Consider the following 25,529-nt stretch of genomic DNA (forward strand, 5'->3'; position numbering starts at 1 on the left):
TTAAAAACAAAGGCTGGTCGTTCTGATTTATAAATTAGAACCTATTTGTTTCTTATATTCTGACGGAGTTTGTCCCGTGACTTTTTTAAATGTCGTATTAAAAACCGTTTTTGAATTAAAACCTACAGAAAATCCAATTCCTAATAAACTTAAACGATCCGTTTCAGAATCAATCATTAATTTTTTAGCTTCTTCAATTCGATATCTGTTTATAAACTGATAGAAATTTTCACCAAATCCATTATTGATTACGTACGAAAGTATATGTGTAGAAATTTTCATCGAATCAGCCAGTTTTACCAAACTTAAACCAAATTCTAAAAATGGCTTTTCGGTTTCCATTAATTGTAATAATCTGATTTTTTGTTCTTCTAATTCTTCGTTGGTCAGCAATTGTTTTCGTTTGCCTTCCGGCAGAGAAGTTTCAACAATAATAGTTTCTATTTCTTCTTTCTCTTTTAAACTATATGGAAAGATTTCTTTTTGTTTCTGCCAATAATAAGTTATGTAGAGAATACTTAAAAAGTAAATCAAACTTGTCAGGACATCAAAGGTTTTGTTTCCTTCGGATATTTGAAATACAATATCAAGAATCCAAAAAATCGTGATAAAAATAACGCCGACAATAATATTTTTCAGCCATTTCAAATCCAGATTCTCAGAAGTAGAATTTAAAAGTTTAATCGTTTTTTCATGCTTAATAATTTTTCGATAAGCGAGAAAACAATAAATAAAAACGTACAGGCTGAAAATAAAATTAAATATTGCTATGGTTTTCTGTACAATTTCCGGACTTATATCTTCGGGTTTATTGTTGTCGTCTATTATCCAGGAAATAATAAGAAGAATAAAGATTAGGAAAGCAAAACTAAAATGCAAGTAATCAATTGCTTTCCATTTTCTAACTGGCTCGATATAATAGCAAACACTTAGATAAAACACCGGAGCAACAACAAAACTGGAGATGTTTATTAATTGATTCAGAATATCATCTTCTGTGAGTATTTTGCTGTCGACAATAACATTTTCGAGTAAGATTAAAAAAATACAGCCTACAAAAGATCCAAACCAGCGATTGGCTTTTATATTAATCTTATTTTGATTTACAAAAATTATAAATGTCAGTAAAAATGCTGCACCGCAAATTATTGCATTGAATATTGAGTACATAAAACAATTTTGATCACAAATCTAAGTAATTAAGTTTGTCTTAGTCAACTTAAATAAGTTTAACAATTCGTAAATGGTAATATAAAAGTTTACTTTTGCAAAAAGTTATGTTTTCTAAAACATTCATAACTTATAATTTATAACTCATATTTTACAAAGTGAATTACTTATCTGTAGAAAATATATCGAAGTCATTTGGCGAAAGAACGCTTTTTGACAATATCTCATTTGGAATCAATAAAGACCAAAAAATTGCTTTTATCGCTAAAAATGGTTCGGGAAAAACAACCATTATGAGTATTATCAATGGTTTGGATGAACCTGATACTGGACAAGTTGTTTTAAGAAAAGGAATCCGTATGGCGTTTCTTTCTCAAGATAATAATCTACAAGACGAGTTAACCATTGAAGAAAGCATTTTTGCATCAGACAATGAAACGCTTAAAGTAATTGAGGCTTACGAAAAAGCTCTTGAAAATCCAGACGATGAAGAAGCTTATCAAAAAGCTTTTGACGGAATGGACCAACATAATGCGTGGGATTTTGAAACGCAATACAAACAAATTTTATTCAAATTAAAACTGGAAGATTTTAAACTTAAAGTAAAAAATCTTTCAGGTGGACAAAAAAAGCGTCTTTCATTAGCGATCATTTTGATTAATCGCCCTGATTTATTGATTCTTGATGAGCCAACCAATCACCTTGATCTTGAAATGATCGAATGGCTGGAAAGTTATTTTGCCAAAGAAAATATTACATTGTTTATGGTAACGCACGACCGTTTCTTCTTGGAGCGTGTTTGTAACGAAATCATCGAACTTGACAATGGTAAATTATACCAATACAAAGGAAATTATTCTTATTATTTAGAGAAAAAAGAAGAAAGAATTACTTCTGAAAACGCAAGTGTTGACAAGGCAAAAAACTTATTCGTAAAAGAATTAGAATGGATGCGCCGTCAGCCAAAAGCGAGAACAACAAAATCGAAATCACGTCAGGATGATTTTTATGTAATTAAAGAAAAAGCACAAAGTCGTCGTAAAGAAAACAAAGTTGAGCTTGAAATTAATATGGAAAGAATGGGAAGCAAGATTATTGAGCTTCACAAAATTTCTAAAAAATTCAAAGATCACGTCATTCTGGACAACTTTAGTTTTGATTTTCAGCGTGGAGAACGTATCGGAATTATTGGAAAAAATGGAACCGGAAAATCTACTTTCTTAAACCTTCTTACGGGAACACTTCCGTTGGATAGCGGACGAGTTGTAAAAGGAGAAACTATTAAAGTTGGTTATTACACACAAAGTGGAATTAATCCGAAACCAAATCAGCGTGTAATTGACATCATTAAAGAATACGGTGAATATATTCCGCTTGCAAAAGGTAGAATGATTTCGGCTTCGCAATTGTTAGAACGTTTTCTTTTTGATGCTAAAAAACAATATGATTTCGTAGAAAAATTAAGTGGTGGCGAATTAAAACGTTTGTATTTATGTACGGTTTTAATTCAGAATCCTAACTTTTTGATTCTGGATGAGCCTACAAACGATTTAGATATCGTGACTTTAAATGTATTGGAAAGCTTCCTTTTAGATTATCCAGGTTGTTTATTGGTAGTTTCTCACGACCGTTACTTTATGGATAAAATCGTAGATCACTTATTTATCTTTAGAGGAAAAGGAGAAATTGAAAGCTTTCCAGGAAACTATTCTGATTTCAGAGCTTATGAAGATAGTGCCGATGTTGCTCAAAAAGAAGAAAACAAAGCCGAAAAGAAAGATTGGAAACAAAATAATCCAACAGGAAATCTAACTTTCAACGAGCAAAAAGAATATCAAAAACTAGAAAGAGAAATAAAAGATTTAGAAATTGATAAATCTAAAATCGAACAATTATTCTCTGATGGAAAAGTTCCTGATGCTGATATTGAGAAAAAAGCTAACGAATTACAAAACATCATTAATAAAATAGATCAGAAAGAAGAACGTTGGTTTGAACTTTCGGCTAAAATTGAAGGATAGTTTTTTAGAATATACAAAATAAAAAACGCAGAGTTCCACTAATTTTTAGTGAATCTTTGCGTTTTTTCTTTATGAATCTATATTGAAGGAAAATTAGCAAATTTTACTAAATTAGCAAACTTAAAAAACAAGTATCCATATGAAATACCTTTTAACTTCATTACTAACTTTAACGTTATTTATTTCTTGCGTTAACAATGACAAACCAGTTATTCAAGAGCCTCAAAAAACAGATTATACTGTTGAAAACGAAAAAGAAATTAAAGATTATATTGCTCTAAATAAACTTACTGCCGTAAGAAGCGATTCTGGTTTGTATTATGTTATCAATGAACCTGGAACGGGAGCAAAACCAACAGCAACATCAAATGTAACTGTTGCTTACAAAGGTTATTTTACAAGCGGAAAAATATTCGATCAAAGCAGTGCTGCAGGTATTTCTTTTCCTTTAGACAAAGTTATTAAAGGTTGGACCGAAGGTATTCCTTTGTTTAAAGAAGGTGGAAGCGGAATTTTATTAATCCCTTCACATTTAGCTTACGGTAGCTCTAATAATAGTGGGATTCCAGCGGGTTCAGTTCTTATTTTCGACGTTAAATTGATTAAAGTTAATTAAGAGAACAATTTTACAATCATACAAAAGCCACAACAGAATTATTTTTTTGTTGTGGCTTTTTCTTTTCTTTTAAATAGTCAAAAATAAAATAGCGACAAAAAAAACATTAATTATAAGAATAAGAATTCCATTATGTAATGATTCTAAAAAATTGTATAACTGATAGTTAATCTATTTTACGAGCTTTGTTTAAGTGAAAATGAATTCACAATTAAACATTATATAAAAATGGAAAATCTACATAATCCCGATGGAACAAAACATGAAATATTAACCGGAATGTTTTCGGATCGCGACAGTATAGAAAGAGCTTATGACAATTTAAGCGAAAGAGGTTATTCAAAAGATGAAATCAATCTTATCATGTCAGATGATACGCGAAAAAAACATTATTCTGACAAAGATGATCATTCAGAACTAGGCACAAAAGCCGCCGAAACTGCAGGAACAGGATCTGCAATTGGCGGAACAATTGGCGCTATTGTAGGAGTTGTTGCTGCATTAGGAACAAGCCTTGTTATTCCCGGATTAGGATTAATCGTAGCTGGTCCGCTTGCTGCGGGATTAGCAGGTGCAGGTGCCGGAGGAATTACAGGAGGTTTAATTGGAGCTCTTGTAGGATCTGGAATTCCGGAAGACAGAGCAAAAATTTACGAAGACGGAATTAAAAATGGTCACGTAGTTTTAGGCGTTCACCCACGCAACAATGAAGACGCTGAATATTTTGAACAAATATGGAGAGCTAATAAAGGAGAAAACATTTACCGTTAATTCAATATTTTCTACAAAAGAAAACCACAACAAAATTTATTCTGTTGTGGTTTTTTATTTTTAAAAACTGAAAACTTAGACTGAAAACTGATTACCAAATTCTACCAAGGAATCGGATTATAATCTTTCAGGAACTTTCCGCACCAATGTTTTCCTGTATTGATTCCATCAAATAAAGGATCCATAACACGAGCCGCGCCATCAACAATATCCAATGGCGGTTGAAAATCTTCTAATTCTTGTTTCTTTTTTGCCAATTCAGCAGGATCTTCGTCTGTTACCCAACCTGTGTCAACGGCATTCATAAAAATTCCGTGTTTTGCCAAAGTTCCAGATGATGTATGTGTCAACATATTCAATGCAGCTTTGGCCATATTTGTATGCGGATGACGATCTTCCTTAAAGAAACGATGAAACTTCCCTTCCATCGCCGATACATTTATAATGTGTTTTTTGCCTGTATTATCTTTTTTCATTACTTCAGAAAGTCGATTACATAACACAAAAGGGGCAACAGAATTCACCAATTGTACTTCAATCATTTCCGTAGTTTCTATTTGACCTAAACGCAAACGCCAACTATTTGTTTTACGTAAATCTACTTGTTGTAAATCGGCATCGAGTTCTCCTTCCGGAAAAACTTCATTTGCTACCAAAGCATTATCAAAAGAATACGGAATTTGAGATAATTGAGCCGAAGCGCGTAAACCAATTCCGGGTTCTGGTCCGTGCCAGGTTACAGGCATATTTTCATTCGAAGAAAAACCTGTTGTCAAAACTTTTAGTTCATCCAGACAATTCAAATGATCTAATAATAAATCTTGCGCTTGCTTCGGAAGTGAAGTTATTGGTAATTCTTCATTTTCCATTAAATGGGAATAAAATCCAGACGGACGTCTCACCGTTTGTGCTGCATTATTAATCAGAATGTCGAGACGCTCATATTTTTGCTCTATAAAATTGCAGAAAATCTCCACACTCGGAATATGTCTTAAATCTAAACCATGAATTTTTAAGCGATGTCCCCATTCCATGAAATCTTCTTCTTTAGCAAATCGCAAAGCCGAATCTACCGGAAAACGTGTCGTCGCAATAACAGTTGCTCCACCACGCAAAAGCATCAATGTAATATGATAACCAATTTTTAATCGGGAACCTGTAATAACAGCAATTTGTCCTTTTACATCGGCAGTTTGAAAACGTTTGGCATAATTAAAGTCACCACAATCTGTACACATTGTGTCATAAAAGTGGTGCATTTTAGTAAATTCTGTTTTGCAAACGTAGCAATTTCGTGGCGTTTCGAGTTCTAATTGTTCTTTTAGAGCAAGATCATTTAAAGCCAATAATTTTGGTGCAACAAATATGCTTGCTTCACGTGCATGACGAATTCCGGTTTCTTTACGTGCCGTTTTGTCTTTCTTCTCTTTTTTGCGTTTTGCAGCTTGCAAACCATCTTTTACTCTTCTGGAAAACTCATCACGATCCGGTCTCGAAAACATTCCTGCTTCTTTGATTAAGGCAATTCGTTGTTCTTTCGGAATATCAAATATCTGATCTGTATTGGCATTCAGTTGTGCTAAAATGGCAATGCATTTATTAATTTCTTCCGAGGTTATTGTATTCTTACTTTCTACTTCTTCCTTCAACATTATAAAACGTATTACTATTTGCTTAATGGACAAATATAGTCTTTTTGAAAGTCATAAAGTTCAAAGTCAAAAGTCGTAAAGCATCGTTTTATACCTTTAAAATTTTCGACTTTACGACTTTCGACTTTTTTGTATCTTCGCGCCTACTTGTTAAACATTTATATGCTATTTCAAATTAAATCTTATTTAAAATTCCTTTGGGATTCCAAAAACGAGCATGGAGTACATTCGCCGTTTGTTTTTAATTTATTGACAAAATGTTTTTACGACAAGAAAGCAAAACCCGAATATTCGATTTTGCGAAACTATAGAAAATCATTACTTAATAATAAAAACTTTATTGAAGTAACTGATTTTGGTGCTGGTTCAAAAGTTTTTAAATCGAATAGAAGACAGATTTCTAAAATTGCATCGACAGCAGGAATTTCTCCAAAACGTGCCGAATTATTATTTCGCGTAACTAATTATTTTCAACCCAAAAATATTCTTGAAATCGGAACTTCTTTAGGTTTGGCAACTTCTGCTTTGGCTTTAGGAAATCCAAAAGCAAAAATAATTACGCTCGAAGGTTGTCCGCAAACGGCAAATGTTGCTAAAAATCATTTAGAAAATTTTGATTGCAAAAATGTAGATACTATTATAACCGAATTTGAAAACTTTTTAGTTTCTACAAATCTTCAGGCGACAGATTATGATCTTATTTATTTTGATGGTAATCATTCTAAGAAAGCTACTTTGGCCTATTTTGATCTTTTGTTACAAACGATTACCAATGATTGTGTTTGGATTTTCGATGATATTCATTGGTCTCCAGAAATGGAAGAAGCTTGGGAAATCATAAAAGACCATCCAAAAGTTACGGTAACAATTGATACTTTTCAATGGGGATTTGTCTTTTTTAGATATGAGCAAGAAAAAGAGCATTTTGTGATTCGTGCTTAATATCTGACAAAAAAATATTTTCTAAGATGTTTTATTATCTTTGAAATTAATTTTTTTAGTAGAGATAGCTTTATCTTTGAACCTTAAGAAAAACGACACTCATTATGGAACAGAAAATTCATCAAGGAAGAAACGTAAAACGCTTCAGAGAAATGCTCGGCGTTAAACAGGAAGCATTAGCTTATGATTTGGGAGAAAACTGGAATCAGAAGAAAATTTCGATACTGGAACAAAAAGAGATAATTGAAGATAATCTGCTTAAACAAATCTCTAATTCTTTGAAAATTCCTGTTGAAGCTTTTCAAAATTTTGATGAGGAACAAGCAGTAAATATTATTGCTAATACTTTTAGTGATAGTTCATTAATAATTAATAATTACAATCCAATTGAAAAAATCATTCAATTGCATGAAGAAAAAATCGCACTGTATGAGCGTATGCTGAAAGAGAAAGATGAAATGATGGTAAAGCTTGAAAAACTAAACATCAAATAAATTTCAGGACGATTCAGCAAGATTAGGACATAAAAAAATGACAACCATTTCTGATTGTCATTTTAATACTAATTCAATTTAACTTAATAATTATTTTTTTGCTTCTGCAGTTTCTTCAGATTTAGCTCCCATTCTATTTAAAGTATACATTGGAGCAAATTTCAATTTCAAACCGGCAATTTTTCTGTTATCTTCAGATGTTAAGCCTTCTTTTTCAACAGTATTTTTTCTGCTGTCAAGTGCTTCATACATCATTTTAATTTTATCCCAGTCTTCACGTGAATATTTATCTTTATTATTCTCTACGGTATGAACAAATTGTTGGTATACACTGTGAATATTTTTAGCGTTTACCCAATCAAAATTCATATCCTCTCCAATTTTCCCTTCACCAAACAAGGAATTTCTTAATTGTTGTTGTGGACTTGGAGCAGGTGGGGCAAAAACGGTGGTCATTTCTTTTTTAAACTCTTCGTATTTCACTTTACTTGTATTCACTTTTTCGGTCGCAGCCGAATTATCTTTAATATCTGCTAAAGCTAATTCTGCTTCTGCAGCTTTTTTATCATACTCAGCTTCAACATTTTTCCAATCTGCTTTCAGATCATCTGCTTTAACATTTTTAACTGAGTCGACATAAGCGACATAAGAGTCTACTGTTTTTTGAGCTTTTTCTTGTTTTTCATCTTTACAAGACGTAAAACTTAACGCTATTAAAGCAATTCCTGATAATAATTGTATGTTTTTCATAATTCTGATTATTTAAGATTAGATAACAAATGTAAGCTACAAAACAGCGCTTACTATTACATAATTATCACTTTTAAAATATTTAAAACATTATAATTCAATAAAATAACAGAAAAATGAAAATTATATAAAAACAATACAAAATCACATAACATATTTTCATGTGATTAAATTATAATTTTTATAAAAATGATAATTTGTACAAAATCATGATTTTAAATCCTGACAGTTGTAACAAAAATCAATTAGAAACTACTTATCGTTTATTGAAAAGTGTTTTGTACTTTTAAATCCAAAATTGTAAATCAAAATGGCGAATCCATTAATTAAAATAACTGATATAAAACGAAATTTTGTTCTTGGTAATGAAATCGTTTATGTCTTAAAAGGAATTAATTTAGAAATCAATAAAGGCGAATATGTAGCTTTAATGGGGCCATCCGGTTCTGGGAAATCAACTTTAATGAATCTATTAGGTTGTTTGGACACGCCAACTTCGGGACATTATGTTTTAAACGGAAAAGATGTCAGCAAAATGAAAGACGATGAATTGGCAGGAATTCGAAACAAAGAAATCGGATTTGTTTTTCAGACTTTCAATCTTTTACCAAGAACCACTGCTTTAGATAATGTCGCATTACCAATGATTTATGCAGGATATTCAAAATCAGAACGTACTAAACGAGCTGAAGAAGTTTTGACACAAGTAAATCTGTCAGACAGAATGGATCACCAGCCAAATCAGCTTTCCGGAGGACAACGTCAGCGTGTTGCAATTGCCCGCGCTTTGGTTAACAAACCTTCAATTATACTTGCCGATGAACCAACAGGAAACTTAGACAGTAAAACATCTGTAGAAATCATGAAACTTTTTGGAGATATTCATGCACAAGGAAACACGGTGATTTTAGTAACACACGAAGAAGATATTGCTGCTTATGCACATAGAGTTATCCGTTTAAGAGATGGATTAATTGAAAGTGATACAACGAAATAGTTATTGGTCGTTTTGTAATAACTAATAAATCTGTGGAAAAAATTACATTTGAAACTGAAAAAATTCCATTTAAAGAAAGATGTACAAAAGATTTAAAAATTAAAATTTTAGTTTTTGTAATATTTGCATCAATCCCAATATACAATATCGGATTTCATATTATTTCTATATTTTTCATTCTCTTTTTTTTATTTGTCACGTTATATATAACCTATGATGAATCAAAGGTTTTTGTATATAAAATAGAATTTGAAAATGAAAAAATAAATATTTTTGGTAGCAATTTTGATGATGATTGGATTGAAATCTTTGAAATTAAGAAAGTAAATATCCAAACCAAAGTTGATGTATCAAAGACTGGTTATATAAAAGGATATTCCTTAGTTTTTAAAAACACAAAGAAAAAAATTACACTCAACAAGTTATACCATTGGAATAATTTTACATTATACCAGATATTTATAGAATTCAAAAAAAGAAAAGAAGAAAAAATAATAATTGATGAGAAATCATTAATTGATGGAATAAAGAAAAAAGCGGAAGAAAAAGGCGAATGGAAAAACTTAGCGCCTTAGTACCTCAGAACCTTAGCATCTTAAAAAAAAATGAAAGTATATACAAAAACAGGAGATAAAGGAACGACGGCTCTTTTTGGCGGTACACGCGTTCCTAAAGATCATATCAGAATTGACAGTTACGGAACTGTTGATGAACTGAACTCTTATATAGGACTCATTCGCGATCAGGAAATGGATTCGCATTATAAAACTATTCTAATCGAAATTCAGGATCGCCTTTTTACTGTGGGCGCTATTTTGGCAACTCCACAAGAAAAAGAAGTCTTAAAAAATGGTGAACTTCGTTTGAAAAACCTGGGAATTATCGATACTGATATTGAATTATTAGAAAACGAAATTGATAAAATGGAAGAAAGTCTTCCGCAAATGACTCATTTTGTTTTACCTGGAGGACATCCAACCGTGTCACATTGTCATATAGCACGTTGTATTTGCCGACGTGCAGAGCGTTTGGCAGTACATTTAAGCCATAATGAACACGTTCCTGAGATCGCAATTATGTACTTAAACCGACTTTCTGACTACCTTTTTGTCTTGGCACGGAAGTTGTCGTCAGACTTAAAAGCGGATGAAGTGAAATGGATTCCCAGAAAGTGAAATGTTAGATTTTAGAGTTAAGATTTTAGATTAAAAGGTTTCAAAAATCTAAAATCAACAATCTACAATCCGCAATTTATAGAGACGTTCTTAAATTTTATTAAAATAAATCAAATTTTACTTGTCTTTTTCAGTAAAAAATTTATTTTTGCACAAACTAAACAGATAACAGATGTATTGGACATTAGAATTAGCATCTTATTTAAGTGATGCGCCATGGCCTGCTAACAAAGATGAACTTATTGACTACGCTATTAGAGCTGGTGCTCCATTAGAAGTGGTAGAAAACCTTCAGTCAATCGAAGACGAAGGCGAGATATATGAATCAATGGAAGAAATTTGGCCTGATTATCCAACAGACGAAGATTATCTTTGGAATGAGGATGAATATTAAAAAATAAACCAAAGGAAAAAGTCTCATCACCGAGGCTTTTTTTTTGGTTCAAATACACATTTACATAAAATAGAAATACAATAAATCATGAGTTTCATAAACAGTATTATTAAAGTCTTTGTAGGTGATAAATCACAGAAAGATGTCAAAGCTCTACAGCCTTATTTAAATAAAATTAAAACGTTCGAAACCAGCTTAATGAGCTTGTCTCACGACGAGTTAAGAGCTAGAACAGCATATTTTAAAGAAAAAATAAAAGAAGCAAGAGCTGATAAAGATGCTAAAATAGCTTCGCTTAAAGCCGAAGTTGAAAACATCGAAGACATCGACAAAAGAGAAGATCTTTATGATGCTATTGATGCTCTTGAAAAAGAAGCTTACGAAATCTCAGAGAAAACTTTATTGGAAATCCTTCCGGAAGCATTCTCTGTAGTAAAAGAAACTTCACGTCGTTTTAAAGACAATTCTTTTATCGAAGTAACTGCAACTCCAAAAGACCGCGAATTTTCAGGTTCAAAATCTTATGTTACTATTGAAGGTGACAAAGCTACTTGGGCTAATAAATGGAATGCTGCCGGTAAAGAAATTACTTGGGACATGATTCATTATGATGTTCAGTTAATTGGTGGTATGGTTTTGCACGAAGGTAAAGTTGCCGAAATGCAAACGGGTGAAGGTAAAACTTTGGTTGCTACACTTCCACTTTACTTAAACGCTTTGACAGGAAACGGAGTTCACTTAGTAACTGTGAATGATTACCTTGCAAAACGTGATAGTACATGGAAAGCACCTTTATTCGAATTTCACGGTTTGACTGTTGATTGTATCGATAATCACCAACCAAGTACAGAACAAAGAAAAAAAGCATACGACGCTGATATCACTTACGGAACCAACAACGAATTTGGTTTTGACTACTTAAGAGATAACATGGCACACTCGCCAAGCGATTTAGTTCAAAGAAAACACAATTATGCAATCGTCGATGAGGTCGATTCTGTATTAATTGATGATGCAAGAACTCCACTTATTATTTCTGGTCCGGTTCCTCAGGGAGATCGTCATGAATTTAATGAGTTGAAACCAAAAATCGAAAACTTAGTAGCACAACAACGTCAGTTAGCGAATGGTTTCTTAGCAGAAGCTAAAAAATTAATCAAAGAAGGAAACACTAAAGAAGGTGGATTCTTATTGTTGAGAGCTTACAGAAGTTTACCTAAAAACAAAGCATTAATTAAATTTTTAAGTGAAGAAGGAGTTAAACAATTGCTTCAAAAAACTGAAAATCAATACATGCAGGATAACAATCGCGAAATGCATAAAGTTGATGAGGCTTTGTATTTTGTAATTGAAGAAAAAAACAATCAAGTAGAATTAACTGATAATGGTATTCAATACCTTTCAGGAGATACAGATGCTGACTTTTTCGTACTTCCGGATATTGGAACTGAAATTGCTGCTATCGAAAAACAAAAATTAGATAAAGACGCTGAAGCGGAAGCTAAAGAAAGATTATTCCAGGATTTTGGAGTAAAAAGCGAGCGTATACACACACTTACTCAACTTTTAAAAGCATATGCGCTTTTTGAAAAAGATGTAGAATATGTGATCATGGACAACAAAATTATGATTGTCGATGAGCAAACTGGTCGTATCATGGATGGTCGTCGTTATTCTGACGGTTTACACCAAGCGATCGAAGCTAAAGAAAATGTAAAAATCGAAGCTGCTACACAAACTTTTGCAACAGTTACATTACAGAATTATTTCAGAATGTACAGCAAATTAGGTGGTATGACAGGAACAGCAGTTACAGAAGCTGGAGAGTTATGGCAGATTTATAAATTAGACGTAGTTGAAATTCCAACAAACCGTCCGATTTCAAGAATAGACAAAGAAGATTATATCTACAAAACTACACGTGAAAAATTCAACGCTGTAATCGAAGATGTAACTGAATTATCAAATGCAGGAAGACCAGTATTAATTGGAACAACTTCTGTAGAGATTTCAGAATTATTAAGCCGAATGTTGAAAATGAGAGGCGTTACACATAACGTCTTGAATGCTAAAATGCACAAACAAGAAGCTCAAATTGTAGAAGAAGCAGGAAAAGCCGGAGTTGTAACTATTGCAACAAATATGGCTGGTCGTGGTACCGATATTAAATTATCTCCAGAAGTAAAAGCTGCCGGAGGTTTAGCAATCGTTGGTACAGAACGTCATGATTCTCGTCGTGTTGACAGACAGTTACGTGGTCGTGCTGGACGTCAGGGAGATCCGGGAAGTTCTCAATTCTATGTTTCTCTTGAAGATAACTTAATGCGTTTATTTGGTTCTGAAAGAGTTGCAAAAGTTATGGACAGAATGGGACTTCAGGAAGGTGAAGTTATTCAACATTCTATGATGACTAAATCTATCGAGCGTGCTCAGAAAAAAGTAGAAGAAAATAACTTTGGTGTTCGTAAACGTTTATTAGAATATGATGACGTTATGAACTCTCAACGTGAAGTAGTTTACAAACGTCGTCGTCACGCATTGTTTGGTGAGCGTTTGAAACTTGATATCGCGAATATGTTATATGATACTTGCGAATTAATCGTAAGTCAAACTAAACCAGTTAATGATTTCAAAAATTTCGAATTTGATTTAATTCGTTATTTCGGAATTACTTCTCCAATTTCTGAAGCTGATTTCTTGAAATTATCTGATAACGAAATTACAGGAAAAATATACAAAGAAACTTTAGCATTCTATACAGAGAAAACAGAAAGAAGCGCAAGAGAAGCTTTCCCAATCATTAAAGGAGTTTACGAAGAGCCAAACAATCATTTTGAGCGTATCGTAGTTCCATTTACTGACGGAATCAAAACTTTGAATGTAGTTACTGACTTGAAAAAAGCATACGATAGCGAAGGATCTCAGTTAATTGCTGATTTTGAGAAAAACATCACATTATCTATTGTTGATGAAGCTTGGAAAAAACATTTACGTAAAATGGACGAATTGAAACAATCAGTTCAATTAGCCGTTCACGAACAAAAAGATCCATTGCTAATTTACAAATTAGAAGCATTCAATTTGTTTAGAGGAATGTTAGACAACGTTAACAAAGAAGTTATTTCATTCTTATTCAAAGGTGATTTACCAGCTCAAAACGTTCCTGAAATTCACGAAGCAAAAGAAGTTCGTCAAAAAGAAAACTTCAAATTGAGCAAAGACGAAATTGTAAACAGCGAAGACATCAACCGCGAAGCTGGAGAAACACAACAACGTCAGGTTACAGAAACCATTGTGAGAGATATGCCAAAAATCAACCGTAATGATACTGTAACAGTTCAGGAAGTTGCAACAGGTCAAACTGAAGAAATGAAATTTAAAAAAGCAGAATCTTTAATCGCTTCAGGTGCGTGGGTTCTTGTTAAATAATAAATATATTTAGCGATTTCAAATTAAACCCGACAGGTTTTTAAAACCTGTCGGGTTTGTTATAAAGAATATCCTCAATGACAATCGTAATTGAGGATTTTTTTTTTGCAAAAAAACTAATATTTATTCTTTCTAAATCGAATAAACAGTACTTTTGCAATCATAAACAACGAAAAAAAGCTTTGAAGCAAATTTTAATAACATTTCTTTCCTGCATGCTTTTAGTGCCATCATTTGGCAGTTTCTTTGTTTATACCTCATTCAAACTAAATCAGGATGAGATTTCAAAAACCATCTGTGTACAGCGAAAAATGCTTTTTAATAGTTGTAACGGTCGATGTGAACTTCAAAAAAGTTTAAAAAAATACGCTGATAACGAGAAGAAAATGCAAAACAATCTGAAAGAAAAAGCAGAAGTTGTTTACATTCAAACTTCAGTTACGGCACCTTTTAAATTGGTAACACCAATTCAGTCAAAAGAAAAATTCTTTGCTTCTTTTGACAACAAACCTATTTCGGTTTCGAATACTACATTTCGACCTCCATCCTATTTTATATAATTTTTTAAATATTATTTCAATTCTCTTGAAATAAATTTTCATTGTCACACAACAATGAAATTGTGTCTACGCACAACCAAAAATTTAAAATTACTATTATATAAAATTCATAAAATGAAAAATACATTATACAAAGCACTTGCTATTGCAGCACTTTCAATTACTTTAGGTTCATGTTCAAGCGACGATAGCAGTCAGAATGTTACAGGACAAGGAAAACTTACCTTAGAGTTTGATAACGCTTACGGAACAAACGATCTTATTCTAAATGCACAAAATACAAAAACATCAAACAACGAAGTTTTAAAAATCAGTCTGATCAAATATATTGTAAGCAATGTTGTTTTAACAAAAGCTGACGGAACAACTTTTACCTACCCAAAAAGCAAAAGTTATTTCATAGCTGACGAAGCTTCTGCAGAAGGTCGCGAATTTAAACTTACTGATATTCCTGCCGGAGATTACGTAAAAGTAAAATTCGGAATTGGAGTTGACGAAGAACAATGGAAATTAGGTGCCGCCGGACAAGGCGATTTTCTGGCTAAAGCAAATGATGCAGGAATGTTGTGGTCTTGGGCTGCAGGATATAAATTTCTGGCTTTCGAAGGAACTTTTACATCATCAACCGTAACTACAGCAACTTCATTTATGGTTCACACTGGTAAAACTGGAACTGCTTATAATTACACCGAAGTAACCTTAGATTTACCAACAAAAGCACTTGTACGTACTAATATTACGCCAGAAGTTCACATGATTACAGACCTTTCTAAAATCATTGACGGAACAAACAAAATCAAACTTTCTGATAATAATGCAGGCGGAATGGGCGCTATGATTATGGGCGGAGACAATTTGCCATTAATTACTCAGAACGTATCTTCAATGTTTAGAGTTGATCACGTACATAACGACTAATTTTATTTTCAGGAGCACAATAGTTTCGGTTTCCCAGAAATAAAGTCCCGCTGTACATTATATCTTTTGTGTCCGCCGCGGCGGACACAAAAGGATATCTCCCGAAACTTCGGGACCATCGGGGCTAAACGACAACTTTTGTACTTCTAATAAACATAAAAAATCATGCTGAAAATAAAACATTTTCTATGGCTAATGATTCCGTTGTTATGGAGTTGCTCCAATCAGGACGAGGAATATGTAAATGTTCCTTTAGATTTTAAAGTTCCATCAAACTTTCCTGAATTAGCGTACAATATTGCACTGAATCCGCCAACAGAAAAAGGATTTGAACTAGGAAAAAAATTATTCTATGACGGAAGATTAGCTTCTGACGGAGTTGTTTCCTGCGGTTTTTGCCACATACAAGCCAATGCTTTCACACATCACGGACATACCGTAAGTCATGGCGTAGATAATGCTCAAGGTACACGAAATACACCGCCAATTCAAAATTTGGCTTATCAAAGTATTTTCATGTACGATGGAGCGGCAGATCATTTGGATTTACAGCCAATTATTCCGCTTACAAGTATTATTGAAATGAATGGCAATTTGAGCGCTATTCTAAAAATGATGAAAGCCGACAAAGAGTATCAAAAACTATTTGGACAAGCTTTTGATGATGGAGCAATTACTACCGAAAACATGCTTAAAGCACTTTCGCAATTTATGGTAATGATAGTTTCTTCAAATTCAAAATTTGACAAATATAGACGAAATGAAGCCGGAGGAACATTCACAACCGATGAATTGGCAGGATATGATTTATTCAAATCAAAATGCGCTTCTTGTCACGCTACAGATTTACAAACTGATAATTCATTTAGAAACAATGGTCTTGCTGTAAATCCAATGGTAAATGATGTTGGACGTTACAAAGTAACTGAACGAGCTGCAGATTATTACAAATTCAAAGTGCCAAGTTTGCGGAATATCGAAGTTTCGGGACCTTATATGCACGACGGAAGATTTGGAACTTTGGAAGGAGTTTTAGATCATTATGAAAGTGGTGTTACAGCTTCGGCAACTTTAGATCCTCTTTTAAATAAAAATGGAAAATTAGGAATCGCGCTTTCGGAAACGGATAAAAAACAAATCATCGCTTTCTTAAAAACATTGACCGATAATCAGTATTTGACTGATAAACGTTTCTCGGAGTTTTAAGAAAATTGGCCCGCGGATTTTACGGATTGCACGGATTAACGCAGATTAAAAAGCAATTGAAAATCGTTCAAAAAATCATTTTAATCCGTGTAATCTGTGGCAAAAAGCATCGCCAAAGTTTGTCATTTCGACGGAGGAGAAATCTCCGCGAGAAGCTCGACAAAGATTGACACTTTTCTTTACGGAGTTTCTAGTGTGATTTCTCCTCCGTCGAAATGACAAGATTGTGTTATCAAAAGTGGCAAAGAATAAAGTTATAATGAAAACTGGAGTCCTAGCCCCGATAGAGGCGGTATCCTTTTTTTGGTGATTTTTCTTCACCCAAAAAAGATATAGCCGAAAGCGGGATCAGCTCCTAAAAACAATAATAATTAAAATGAAAAAATTAATATTAATAAGTCTTTTTTTGGTTGGTTTCTCAGCCTTTAGTTTCACGGTAAAAGATAGTATTTCGGCGTTCACTTTTCAGCGTTTGGCAATGATGGAAGACTTTGATTGTGATGCGTGCGGATGTTCGGCAAGTGGCGGAAGTATGGGTTTTAGCTCAATGCTGAACAATAATTTTGTGGGCGTGCGCTATTTTAAACAAAGCTATACAAGCCGCGACGGGATTTTTGATAATTCGCCTTGGATTGATGAGAACTTCAATACGATTCAGGTTTGGACGAGAATTCCGGTAACTGAGAAAATTCAGATTTCGGCGTTGATTCCGTATCACTTTCATGAACGTGAATTAACAGCGGGAACGGAAAGCATTTCTGGTTTGGGCGATATTACCGTTATGGGATTGTACAAAATTTTTGAAACGAAAAAAGACAGCGCGGTTTTTACGCATAAAGTAAATATTGGTGCAGGAATAAAAATTCCAACAGGAAAATTTACTGAAGCAAATAATTTAGGAAGTGTAAATCAAAGTTTTCAATTAGGAACCGGAAGTTGGGATTATTCGGTAGTTTCTGAATATGTTATTAACCGAAAAAATCTGGGATTAAACACAACGCTGAATTACATTTTTAAGACCGAAAATAAAAAAGAATATCAATACGGAGATCAGTTTAATTATGCTGCAACGATGTTTTATTTATTCGATTTGAAATCGATACAAATTGTGCCACAAGCCGGATTAGCTGGCGAAGTTTACCAAACTAACAAACAACACGGTTTAGATTTACCAAATACTGCGGGAGATATCTTGTTTGGAAAATTTGGTTTTGAAGCTGGAAAAGATAAATTTTCGATTGGTGTAAATGCAATGCTTCCGATCAACCAAAATTTATCAAACGGAAAAATGGAAGCGAATTACAGATGGAGCGTAAATTTGAATTACACTTTATAATAATAAAAGTTTTCAATTTGTGCCATTAGGCACTAAATATCGGTAGAAAACAATCAATTAAAATAAATTTAGCGTGCCGTAGGTACGCAACAAAATGATAATCATTGCGTACCCTACGGCACGCCAACGAATTTCAAATCAATTAGACTACCAATATTTTGTACCTAAAGGTACATTTCAACTTTTGATTTGCATTAAAAATAAAAATTCCCAAAACAACGAAAAACAAGCTTTGAAAAAAATTATAATCATATTTCTTTCTGCAATGCTTTTGCTGCCCTCTTTTGGCAGTTTTCTTGTTTATACTTCTTTCAAATTAAATCAGGAAGAAATTTCTAAAACGATCTGCGTTCAGCGAAAGATGATTTTCAATTCTTGTAACGGTCGTTGCGAACTTCAAAAAAGTCTGAAAAAATATTCGGACAATGAAAAAAGAATGCAGGACAATCTCAAAGAAAAAGCCGAGATTGTTTACATTCAAAACACAATTACTCCCGATTTTACATTAATAATTCCAATCGAATCAGAAAGAAAAAATTTCGCTTATTTTAATCGAAAACCAATTTCGGTTTCGAATCTAACTTTTCATCCTCCATCCTGTTTTATATAAATTCAGTTCCCATTTTTCTTGTCTAAAAGTCAGGAAAAATACTCGTTACTTTTAAAATTTATATAATTCAAAATGAAAAAAATATACTTTACCCTATTAATCGTAGGGCAAATTGCCTTTGCACAAAACAAAGTCGAAAAAGACACAACAAAAACACAAGAACTCGAAAATATTTTTGTTACCGCCAATCGTACTGCGACTTTACGCAAAGAAACGCCAGTAGCAATTAGCAAAATAACGGCAAAAACAATCAACGAAACTAAAGCTACTGCGGTTTACGAAATCATAAATAAAACGCCGGGAGTTTTAATGGTTAATCTTGGAAACGAACAACATATGATGTCGATCAGGCAGCCAATGACAACCAATGCGTATTATTTATATCTTGAAGATGGTTTGCCAATTCGCCCAATGGGAATCTTCAATCACAATGCTTTGTTGGAAATTAATCAGTATAATTTGCAAAGTATTGAAGTTGTAAAAGGTCCCGTTTCGTCTTTGTACGGACCAGAAGCTGTTGGTGGAACTATTAATTTAATTTCGCTAAAACCGCCTGTAGATCCTGAATTCAAATTTGGCGTTCAGGCAGATAATTACGGTTATAGAAGATTTCAGGCTGCAGGAGGCGCAACGATTGGGAAAGTCGGTTTTCATATTGCAGGAATTTCAAGTCTGCAGGAAAATGGCTGGATGACTTATTCTGATTATAACAAAGACAATCTTAATGCGAGAATTGATTATAACATCTCCTCTTCTACCCGATTGATTAGTAATACGATGTACGGAAAATATTATTCGGACATGAGCGGAACCGTAAACGAAGATGCTTTTAATAACAGAACCTACAAAAGCACTTCGAATTTTACTTATAGAAAATCTGATGCTTTACGAACACGATTAACATTAGAACACGACTGGAATAGCAATTCGAGCAGTTATATTACGGCTTATTTACGCGACAATAAATTAGGTCAAAATCCTTCGTACGGAATTAAATGGAGTCCAACTGTAAATCCTTCAACAGCAAAAGGCGAAGTAAATTCAAATAATTTCAAAAGTTATGGCGCAATTGGGCAACATACTCAAAAATTCGATTTCTTAAATACCAAACTGGTTGCTGGCGCACTTTACGATTATTCTCCCGTAACGTATTGGGCTTATGTTATCGATTTAAAAGCAAATTTAAATCCGGGAACTCCGGGAAAACAAACGGTAGATTCTTATGAAATTATTGCAGAACATCCAGATTCAAAACTAGCCGATTATACTGCTGATATTTTCAATTCTGCGGGTTATGCGCAATTGAGTTTTAATCCAATTGAAAAGTTAGTTATCACCGTTGGCGGACGTTACGACAACATGAAAGTCAATTATGACAATGCTTTAGACAATTCTACAGGAAGCAAAGTTTATGACAAAATGACTTTTAAAGCCGGTGCAAATTACAATCCGTTTGAGTTTGCAGGTTTTTATGGGAATTATTCACAAGGTTTTGCGCCTCCGGGAATTACTTCAATCTTTAGAACTAAACCCGGAACTGGCGGAACAACTGGCGTTCCAGCTGATTTTTATTACAATCTTGAACCTGCAACCTTCAACAATTATGAAGTTGGCGGATGGTTTTCTTTCCTTCAAAACAAGCTAAATTTTGATTATGCATTCTATTATATGGAAGGAAAAAATGAACTTTTGAATATCAAATTGGCAGATAATTCAACTGATTATCGTTCGGCAGGAGAAACTCGTCATAAAGGAATTGAGTTTGGAGCTTCTTATCGTCCATCAAAACAATTCAACATTCGCTTTGGCGGAACTTACGCGCAACACACTTATATTGATTTCAAACTTTCGGACAAACCAACGGATCCAATTCAGGATTTGAACGGAAAAGAAATGCCTGCAGCTCCAAAATGGTCTGGAAATTCGGAGGTAAGTTATTATCCAAACTGGCTTCCAAATCTTAGAACTTCTGTCGAATGGCAACTTGTTGGAAGTTACTACCAAGATCAGATAAATACAGTAAAATATAGCGGTTACAACATATTCAACGCAAGAGTTGGCTATCAATGGAAAGGAATTGAGGTTTACGGAAACGTACTTAATTTAACCGATAAATTATATGCTTATAATGTTTCGAGAGCCAATACCACAAACGCTCAACCAACTTATACCGCGGCTGCTCCAAGAACTTTTGTATTTGGAATTCAGTACAACTTTTCATTAAAAAAATAATAATCATTAGAAGCTAATCCCGCTCTCGGCTTTATCTTTTTATCCGCCGCGGCGGATAAAAAGGATATCGCCTCCATCGGGGCTAAAAAACCTAACAATGAGCAAAGAAATAAAAGAGAAAAAATCTAAAAAGAAAGATTCTAAATTTGTCAAAAAAATCAAACAACACATGTACAAATGGCATCGTGTTATTGGTTTAGTCACAATTATTCCGGTAATCTTCTGGACATTATCAGGTTTAATGCATCCGTTTATGGCGCATTTTTTCAAACCCGAAATTGCCCATGACAAACTCGAACAACAAATTATTGATAAAACTCAACTGCATTTTTCGATTCAGGAAGTTTTACAGAAAAACGAACTAACGCAATTCAAAAATTTCAGAATCGTTGCTTTCAACAATAAAACCTATTATCAGCTAAAAACTATAATTGGTGAATTATGGTATTTTGATACTTCTACAGCCAAAAAACTGGAAAACGGAGATCAAAAATATGCCGAATGGCTTTCGCGCTATTTCTTAGACGATCAAAAAAGCGCTGTTAAAAGCAGTGAAATCGTCACCGAGTTTACTTCGCAATACAAATATGTAAATCGATATTTACCTGTTTACAAACTCAGTTTTGAACGTTCGGATGCGATGCAGGTTTATGTCGAAACATCCTCAAGCAAATTGGCTACTTATAATCCAACTTCGAGACAAGCGTTTATCTGGTTCTTTGACACGTTTCATAATTGGTCGTTTATCGATGCTATTTCAAACAACAGTATCCGAATTATTACGATGATTTTCTTATTGTCGATTATTGGATTTTCTGCCTTGAGCGGAATCTTAATTTATGGTTTACTTTGGAAACAATTCAAAAAAACGGATAGTTTAGCGCCTAAAAAAGGACTTCGAAAATACCATCGCCAAATTGGAATTTGGGTTTCGCTTTTTACTTTGACATTTGCTTTTAGCGGTGCATATCACGCCACCACAAAATGGAATCCATATACTTTGTCGCAGATGGTTTACGAACCAACTTTCAAAACAAATGAAATTCCGCTGGCAAATAATGCTTTAAATTTAGATTGGAATCGTTTTCAAAATATAAGTTTAATAACTTTAAACGACACAACTTATTTCCGTTGTCAATTGCTTGAAAAGGAAAAATTCAAAACTTCAAAATCAGATTCAAATGCAAAATGGAATAAAAAAGGAGATCAAAAATCTGAAGTCGTTTATATCAATGCAACAACCAATAAAATTGTTCCAAACATTGATCTTCAATATGCTGAATTCCTGGCGTATTATTTTACAGATGGAGCGCCAAAAGCAGCTTGTTGCGAAATGGATCAAAGTTCAGATGAACCTCCGGTTTCTTTAGAAAATGCAAAACTATTAGAATCTAAAGTTTTAACTGATTTCGAAAGCAGAGAATATGGTTTTGTCAACAAAAGATTGCCTGTTGTAAAATTGGCTTATGACACGCCCGAAAAAACGACTTATTTCATAGAAACTGCAACTTCAAGATTAGCAGCCGTAGTAAAAAGTTCAGATATGGTCGAAGGATATTCGTTTGCTATTCTCCACAAATTCTTATTTATGGATTGGGCAGGAAAAAACATTCGGGATCTAACAATGGTTTTGGCAGCCTTGACCATTTTGATTGTTAGTATTTTGGGCTTTATTCTATTTTTGAAGAAATAATTTTTAAGCTTCTGAGGTTCTAAGTTACTAAGGTTCTAAGTTTTTTTCTTAGCGACTTAGTAACTTAGTTTCTTAGAAACTTATCGAAGATTTTCTTTACATTTGATAAAAATATATCTGCAAGTTGAAAAAAAATACCAGCCGTTTATTATCAATTTCATGGCTTCTTTGTTTTAGTTATTTTTTCATCTTAATGATTAAGATAACGTTGCAATATATTCCCTTAAATTCTAATGTTGCTTTTCTTCAAATAAAGCAAACGGAAATCAGCCAAATTCCGTTTTACTATCCCATATTTTATGTACATGTCTATTCGGCTATTTTTGTTTTGCTTGCAGGGTTTTCTCAATTCAGTTCTGCGCTTTTAAAAAAATATCCTGCTACGCATCGCAATATTGGAAAAGTCTATGTCTTTGTCGTACTTTTTCTCAGCGCGCCTTCAGGCTTCTTTATTGGTCTTTTTGCAAACGGAGGACTTTACTCCAAAATCTCTTTTGTAACCTTATCAATTCTATGGTTTTACTTTACGCTTAAAGGTTTTACGTCTATTAAAAATAAAAATATTACGAAACATCGGGCATTTATGTTCCGAAGTTTTGCCCTGACCTTTTCTGCTATTACGTTGCGTTTCTGGAAGGTTATTCTAGTATATTTGTTTCATCCTGCGCCTATGGATGTCTATCAGATAATCGCTTGGCTGGGTTGGATTCCCAATTTATTAATCGTTGAATATTATCTTTATAACCAATTAAAAAAATGAAAAAACTTTTTTGTTTACTGTTATCAATATTCCTTTTTTCCTGTAATTCTAAAGAAAAAAACCTCGCAAAAAACAATGCTGATAATTCAATGCCAGAAGAAATCAGAACCGATTTATATGGTTCGTGGGTTGGCGATTTTATTGTTTTGGAACGCGATACAACAAGAGAAGCAAAAGAAAAATACAGTAACAAAATCAATATTGTTATAAAGAAAATAACTGCAACAGAAGTTACTGGACAAAGCATTGTTGCCGGAAACAGCAGACCTCTTAAAGGTTTTATGCGAAGAACAGGAAATACATTTTATTTTACTCTTAAAGAACCCGGAGATGATAAAAACGATGGTGTTTTTGATTTTGAAATAAAAAATGATACGCTTTTAGCAGGAACCTGGACTGCTTTTAATGCTAAAAAAGAAGTCACTAAAAGAAAATTTGAACTTACTAAAAAAGAATTTAAATACGATCCAAGTGTAATGCTTCCGGAGCTGGATACATATGTTGATTATGAAAATCCAAAAGAAGAATTAGTTACAGACACCGAAGATCAGGAAGATACAGAAGAAGGACAAGATTCTACCTCTAATAAAAAAGCCGAACCTTATATGGAAACGGTATACAGAGCAGCTTCTGAAAAAATTTTAACAATCAATTCATCAACACAAAAATTGAAAGAATCTGATCTTAAAAACTTAAAGAAAATTGATTTGGAAATTCTTCGAAACACCATTTTCGCCAGACACGGACTTACTTTTAAAACCAAAACCGTTCGTCAGTTTTTTGATGATGTTGAATGGTACGTTCCAATTGCAACTAATGTAGACAATCAATTAACTGCAGTTGAAAAAGAGAACATAGTCTTATTAAAGCGTTTTGAAAAGTACGCCGAAGATAACTACGATTCTTTCGGAAGATAATTTTTTTTGAGGTTCTGAGGTTCTAAGTTACTAAGGTTCTAAGCTTTTTTCTTAGCGACTTAGTAACTTAGCTTCTTAGAAACTTATCTAAGAGGTTCTGAGTTACTAAGGTTCTAAGTTTTTTTTCTTAGCGACTTAGTAACTTAGCTTCTTAGAAACTTATCTAGGATTTTCTTCGAAATATCTAGCTTCAATTCGTTTAATATCTTTAATTGAATTTTTGGCCCAAGCCAAGCGTTTTTCCAGAATTTCATCTTCTGACAATTGCCAGTTAATATCTGAATTACGTAATCTGTTTGTTAGATTTTGGATTATAATTGCAGCCGAAACGGAAATGTTCAAACTCTCTGTAAAACCAACCATTGGAATTTTAAGAAATCCATCTGCTTTTTCCAGAATTTCTTCAGATAAACCGTCTCTTTCCGTTCCGAAGAATAAAGCACTTGGTTTTGTGATATCAAAATCTTCCAGCAAACAATCATTTTCGTGCGGAGTTGTTGCAATAATTTGATATCCTTGATTCTTTAAAGTAGAAATACAATTGCTTACAGAATCATATTGATGGATATCAACCCATTTTTGAGCGCCCATCGCAATTTCTTTGTCGATTTTTTTTCCGTAGCGCTGTTCGATAACATTCAATTCCTGGATTCCAAAAACTTCACAGCTGCGCATAACGGCACTTGTATTATGCATTTGAAAAACATCTTCTACAACAATTGTAAAGTGTTTTGTACGGTTTCCAAGTACTTTTAAAAATTTTTCTTTACGGTTGTCTGTTAATATATTTTCGAGAAAAGCGAGGTAATCTAAATCAATCATTTCAATTTTATTTGGCACAAAAATACATTATAAATAAAGCAGAAAGAAAAAATCATTTTTATTT

The 25,529-nt window shown here is 33.3% G+C and carries 23 protein-coding genes; 19 read left to right on the forward strand and 4 right to left on the reverse strand.

The window, feature by feature from the left end; genetic code table 11:
- Window positions 1–27: 27 nt before the first annotated feature.
- The gene (locus WN975_RS13515; RefSeq protein ID WP_337967000.1) at window positions 28–1,170 is read right to left on the reverse strand and encodes an AraC family transcriptional regulator; all 1,143 of its coding nucleotides are present in this window, start codon (window positions 1,168–1,170) and stop codon (window positions 28–30) included.
- A 158-nt stretch (window positions 1,171–1,328) separates the two neighbouring features.
- Here WN975_RS13515 and WN975_RS13520 point away from each other — a divergent pair, with 158 nt between their 5' ends.
- The 3 genes from WN975_RS13520 to WN975_RS13530 all read left to right on the forward strand — a co-directional run bounded on the left by WN975_RS13520 (window position 1,329) and on the right by WN975_RS13530 (window position 4,578).
- On the forward strand, window positions 1,329–3,191 hold the full coding sequence (locus tag WN975_RS13520) for an ABC-F family ATP-binding cassette domain-containing protein (protein ID WP_337967001.1): 1,863 nt from the start codon (window positions 1,329–1,331) through the stop codon (window positions 3,189–3,191).
- 139 nt (window positions 3,192–3,330) lie between these two features.
- Window positions 3,331–3,807: an FKBP-type peptidyl-prolyl cis-trans isomerase gene (locus tag WN975_RS13525; RefSeq protein WP_337967002.1), complete on the forward strand. Its 477-nt coding sequence runs from the start codon at window positions 3,331–3,333 to the stop codon at window positions 3,805–3,807.
- A gap of 228 nt (window positions 3,808–4,035) precedes the next feature.
- Window positions 4,036–4,578 (forward strand): hypothetical protein, encoded by a 543-nt coding sequence (locus WN975_RS13530; RefSeq protein ID WP_337967003.1) that lies wholly within the window; start codon window positions 4,036–4,038, stop codon window positions 4,576–4,578.
- 101 nt (window positions 4,579–4,679) lie between these two features.
- On the opposite strand, the gene WN975_RS13535 is transcribed toward WN975_RS13530, so the two are convergent.
- The gene (locus tag WN975_RS13535; protein ID WP_337967004.1) at window positions 4,680–6,230 is read right to left on the reverse strand and encodes an SDR family oxidoreductase; all 1,551 of its coding nucleotides are present in this window, start codon (window positions 6,228–6,230) and stop codon (window positions 4,680–4,682) included.
- Between the two features lie 162 nt (window positions 6,231–6,392).
- Between WN975_RS13535 and WN975_RS13540 the strand changes: the two genes are divergently transcribed.
- Together WN975_RS13540 and WN975_RS13545 are read left to right on the forward strand one after the other, a co-directional pair.
- Window positions 6,393–7,172, forward strand: coding sequence for a class I SAM-dependent methyltransferase (locus WN975_RS13540; RefSeq protein WP_337967005.1), 780 nt, complete (start codon window positions 6,393–6,395; stop codon window positions 7,170–7,172).
- 104 nt (window positions 7,173–7,276) lie between these two features.
- Window positions 7,277–7,666 carry an XRE family transcriptional regulator gene (locus WN975_RS13545; protein ID WP_337967006.1) on the forward strand — a complete coding sequence of 130 codons (390 nt, stop codon included), beginning with the start codon at window positions 7,277–7,279 and terminating at the stop codon, window positions 7,664–7,666.
- Between the two features lie 90 nt (window positions 7,667–7,756).
- Here the strand turns inward: WN975_RS13545 and WN975_RS13550 are convergent, their stop codons facing one another.
- A complete protein-coding gene (locus WN975_RS13550) occupies window positions 7,757–8,416 on the reverse strand; it encodes a hypothetical protein (RefSeq protein ID WP_337967007.1) in 660 nt (219 codons plus the stop codon).
- A 310-nt stretch (window positions 8,417–8,726) separates the two neighbouring features.
- Here WN975_RS13550 and WN975_RS13555 point away from each other — a divergent pair, with 310 nt between their 5' ends.
- The 14 genes from WN975_RS13555 to WN975_RS13620 all read left to right on the forward strand — a co-directional run bounded on the left by WN975_RS13555 (window position 8,727) and on the right by WN975_RS13620 (window position 24,643).
- A complete protein-coding gene (locus WN975_RS13555; RefSeq protein WP_337967008.1) occupies window positions 8,727–9,413 on the forward strand; it encodes an ABC transporter ATP-binding protein in 687 nt (228 codons plus the stop codon).
- A 32-nt stretch (window positions 9,414–9,445) separates the two neighbouring features.
- Window positions 9,446–9,988 carry a hypothetical protein gene (locus WN975_RS13560; protein WP_337967009.1) on the forward strand — a complete coding sequence of 181 codons (543 nt, stop codon included), beginning with the start codon at window positions 9,446–9,448 and terminating at the stop codon, window positions 9,986–9,988.
- 30 nt (window positions 9,989–10,018) lie between these two features.
- Window positions 10,019–10,588, forward strand: coding sequence for a cob(I)yrinic acid a,c-diamide adenosyltransferase (locus tag WN975_RS13565; protein WP_337967010.1), 570 nt, complete (start codon window positions 10,019–10,021; stop codon window positions 10,586–10,588).
- Window positions 10,589–10,760: 172 nt separating this feature from the next.
- Entirely contained in the window at window positions 10,761–10,982 is a 222-nt protein-coding gene (locus WN975_RS13570; protein ID WP_007138072.1) for a DUF2795 domain-containing protein, read from the forward strand.
- A gap of 87 nt (window positions 10,983–11,069) precedes the next feature.
- Window positions 11,070–14,411, forward strand: coding sequence for a preprotein translocase subunit SecA (gene secA, locus WN975_RS13575; RefSeq protein ID WP_337967011.1), 3,342 nt, complete (start codon window positions 11,070–11,072; stop codon window positions 14,409–14,411).
- A gap of 182 nt (window positions 14,412–14,593) precedes the next feature.
- Window positions 14,594–14,971, forward strand: coding sequence for a hypothetical protein (locus WN975_RS13580; RefSeq protein WP_233209673.1), 378 nt, complete (start codon window positions 14,594–14,596; stop codon window positions 14,969–14,971).
- Between the two features lie 114 nt (window positions 14,972–15,085).
- Window positions 15,086–15,889 (forward strand): hypothetical protein, encoded by an 804-nt coding sequence (locus WN975_RS13585; RefSeq protein ID WP_337967012.1) that lies wholly within the window; start codon window positions 15,086–15,088, stop codon window positions 15,887–15,889.
- Between the two features lie 165 nt (window positions 15,890–16,054).
- A complete protein-coding gene (locus tag WN975_RS13590; RefSeq protein ID WP_337967013.1) occupies window positions 16,055–17,095 on the forward strand; it encodes a cytochrome c peroxidase in 1,041 nt (346 codons plus the stop codon).
- A gap of 376 nt (window positions 17,096–17,471) precedes the next feature.
- On the forward strand, window positions 17,472–18,431 hold the full coding sequence (locus tag WN975_RS13595) for a transporter (protein WP_337967014.1): 960 nt from the start codon (window positions 17,472–17,474) through the stop codon (window positions 18,429–18,431).
- 232 nt (window positions 18,432–18,663) lie between these two features.
- On the forward strand, window positions 18,664–19,041 hold the full coding sequence (locus tag WN975_RS13600) for a hypothetical protein (RefSeq protein WP_337967015.1): 378 nt from the start codon (window positions 18,664–18,666) through the stop codon (window positions 19,039–19,041).
- Window positions 19,042–19,113: 72 nt separating this feature from the next.
- Window positions 19,114–21,273: a TonB-dependent receptor gene (locus tag WN975_RS13605; protein ID WP_337967016.1), complete on the forward strand. Its 2,160-nt coding sequence runs from the start codon at window positions 19,114–19,116 to the stop codon at window positions 21,271–21,273.
- A gap of 97 nt (window positions 21,274–21,370) precedes the next feature.
- Window positions 21,371–22,966, forward strand: coding sequence for a PepSY-associated TM helix domain-containing protein (locus WN975_RS13610; RefSeq protein ID WP_337967017.1), 1,596 nt, complete (start codon window positions 21,371–21,373; stop codon window positions 22,964–22,966).
- Between the two features lie 124 nt (window positions 22,967–23,090).
- Window positions 23,091–23,726: a DUF2306 domain-containing protein gene (locus WN975_RS13615; protein ID WP_338140820.1), complete on the forward strand. Its 636-nt coding sequence runs from the start codon at window positions 23,091–23,093 to the stop codon at window positions 23,724–23,726.
- Window positions 23,723–24,643 carry a YARHG domain-containing protein gene (locus tag WN975_RS13620; RefSeq protein WP_337967018.1) on the forward strand — a complete coding sequence of 307 codons (921 nt, stop codon included), beginning with the start codon at window positions 23,723–23,725 and terminating at the stop codon, window positions 24,641–24,643. Before WN975_RS13615 ends, WN975_RS13620 begins: the two co-directional genes overlap by 4 nt.
- 159 nt (window positions 24,644–24,802) lie before the next feature.
- Here WN975_RS13620 and WN975_RS13625 read toward each other — a convergent pair whose 3' ends face one another.
- Complete coding sequence (locus tag WN975_RS13625) at window positions 24,803–25,465, reverse strand: RNA methyltransferase (RefSeq protein WP_121330059.1); 663 nt, start codon at window positions 25,463–25,465, stop codon at window positions 24,803–24,805.
- Window positions 25,466–25,529 lie beyond the last annotated feature (64 nt).

The sequence above is a fragment of the uncultured Flavobacterium sp. genome, from assembly GCF_951805225.1.
Classification (GTDB): domain Bacteria; phylum Bacteroidota; class Bacteroidia; order Flavobacteriales; family Flavobacteriaceae; genus Flavobacterium.

Coding starts and splice junctions, on each gene's coding strand:
- WN975_RS13550 (WP_337967007.1), bottom strand. CDS start 8,416: ATGAAAAACATACAATTATTATCAGGAATTGCTTTAATAGCGTTAAGT.
- WN975_RS13585 (WP_337967012.1), top strand. CDS start 15,086: ATGAAAAATACATTATACAAAGCACTTGCTATTGCAGCACTTTCAATT.
- WN975_RS13530 (WP_337967003.1), top strand. CDS start 4,036: ATGGAAAATCTACATAATCCCGATGGAACAAAACATGAAATATTAACC.
- WN975_RS13525 (WP_337967002.1), top strand. CDS start 3,331: ATGAAATACCTTTTAACTTCATTACTAACTTTAACGTTATTTATTTCT.
- secA (WP_337967011.1), top strand. CDS start 11,070: ATGAGTTTCATAAACAGTATTATTAAAGTCTTTGTAGGTGATAAATCA.
- WN975_RS13590 (WP_337967013.1), top strand. CDS start 16,055: ATGCTGAAAATAAAACATTTTCTATGGCTAATGATTCCGTTGTTATGG.
- WN975_RS13625 (WP_121330059.1), bottom strand. CDS start 25,465: ATGATTGATTTAGATTACCTCGCTTTTCTCGAAAATATATTAACAGAC.
- WN975_RS13610 (WP_337967017.1), top strand. CDS start 21,371: ATGAGCAAAGAAATAAAAGAGAAAAAATCTAAAAAGAAAGATTCTAAA.
- WN975_RS13605 (WP_337967016.1), top strand. CDS start 19,114: ATGAAAAAAATATACTTTACCCTATTAATCGTAGGGCAAATTGCCTTT.
- WN975_RS13595 (WP_337967014.1), top strand. CDS start 17,472: ATGAAAAAATTAATATTAATAAGTCTTTTTTTGGTTGGTTTCTCAGCC.
- WN975_RS13535 (WP_337967004.1), bottom strand. CDS start 6,230: ATGTTGAAGGAAGAAGTAGAAAGTAAGAATACAATAACCTCGGAAGAA.
- WN975_RS13565 (WP_337967010.1), top strand. CDS start 10,019: ATGAAAGTATATACAAAAACAGGAGATAAAGGAACGACGGCTCTTTTT.
- WN975_RS13570 (WP_007138072.1), top strand. CDS start 10,761: ATGTATTGGACATTAGAATTAGCATCTTATTTAAGTGATGCGCCATGG.
- WN975_RS13555 (WP_337967008.1), top strand. CDS start 8,727: ATGGCGAATCCATTAATTAAAATAACTGATATAAAACGAAATTTTGTT.
- WN975_RS13515 (WP_337967000.1), bottom strand. CDS start 1,170: ATGTACTCAATATTCAATGCAATAATTTGCGGTGCAGCATTTTTACTG.
- WN975_RS13540 (WP_337967005.1), top strand. CDS start 6,393: ATGCTATTTCAAATTAAATCTTATTTAAAATTCCTTTGGGATTCCAAA.
- WN975_RS13545 (WP_337967006.1), top strand. CDS start 7,277: ATGGAACAGAAAATTCATCAAGGAAGAAACGTAAAACGCTTCAGAGAA.
- WN975_RS13620 (WP_337967018.1), top strand. CDS start 23,723: ATGAAAAAACTTTTTTGTTTACTGTTATCAATATTCCTTTTTTCCTGT.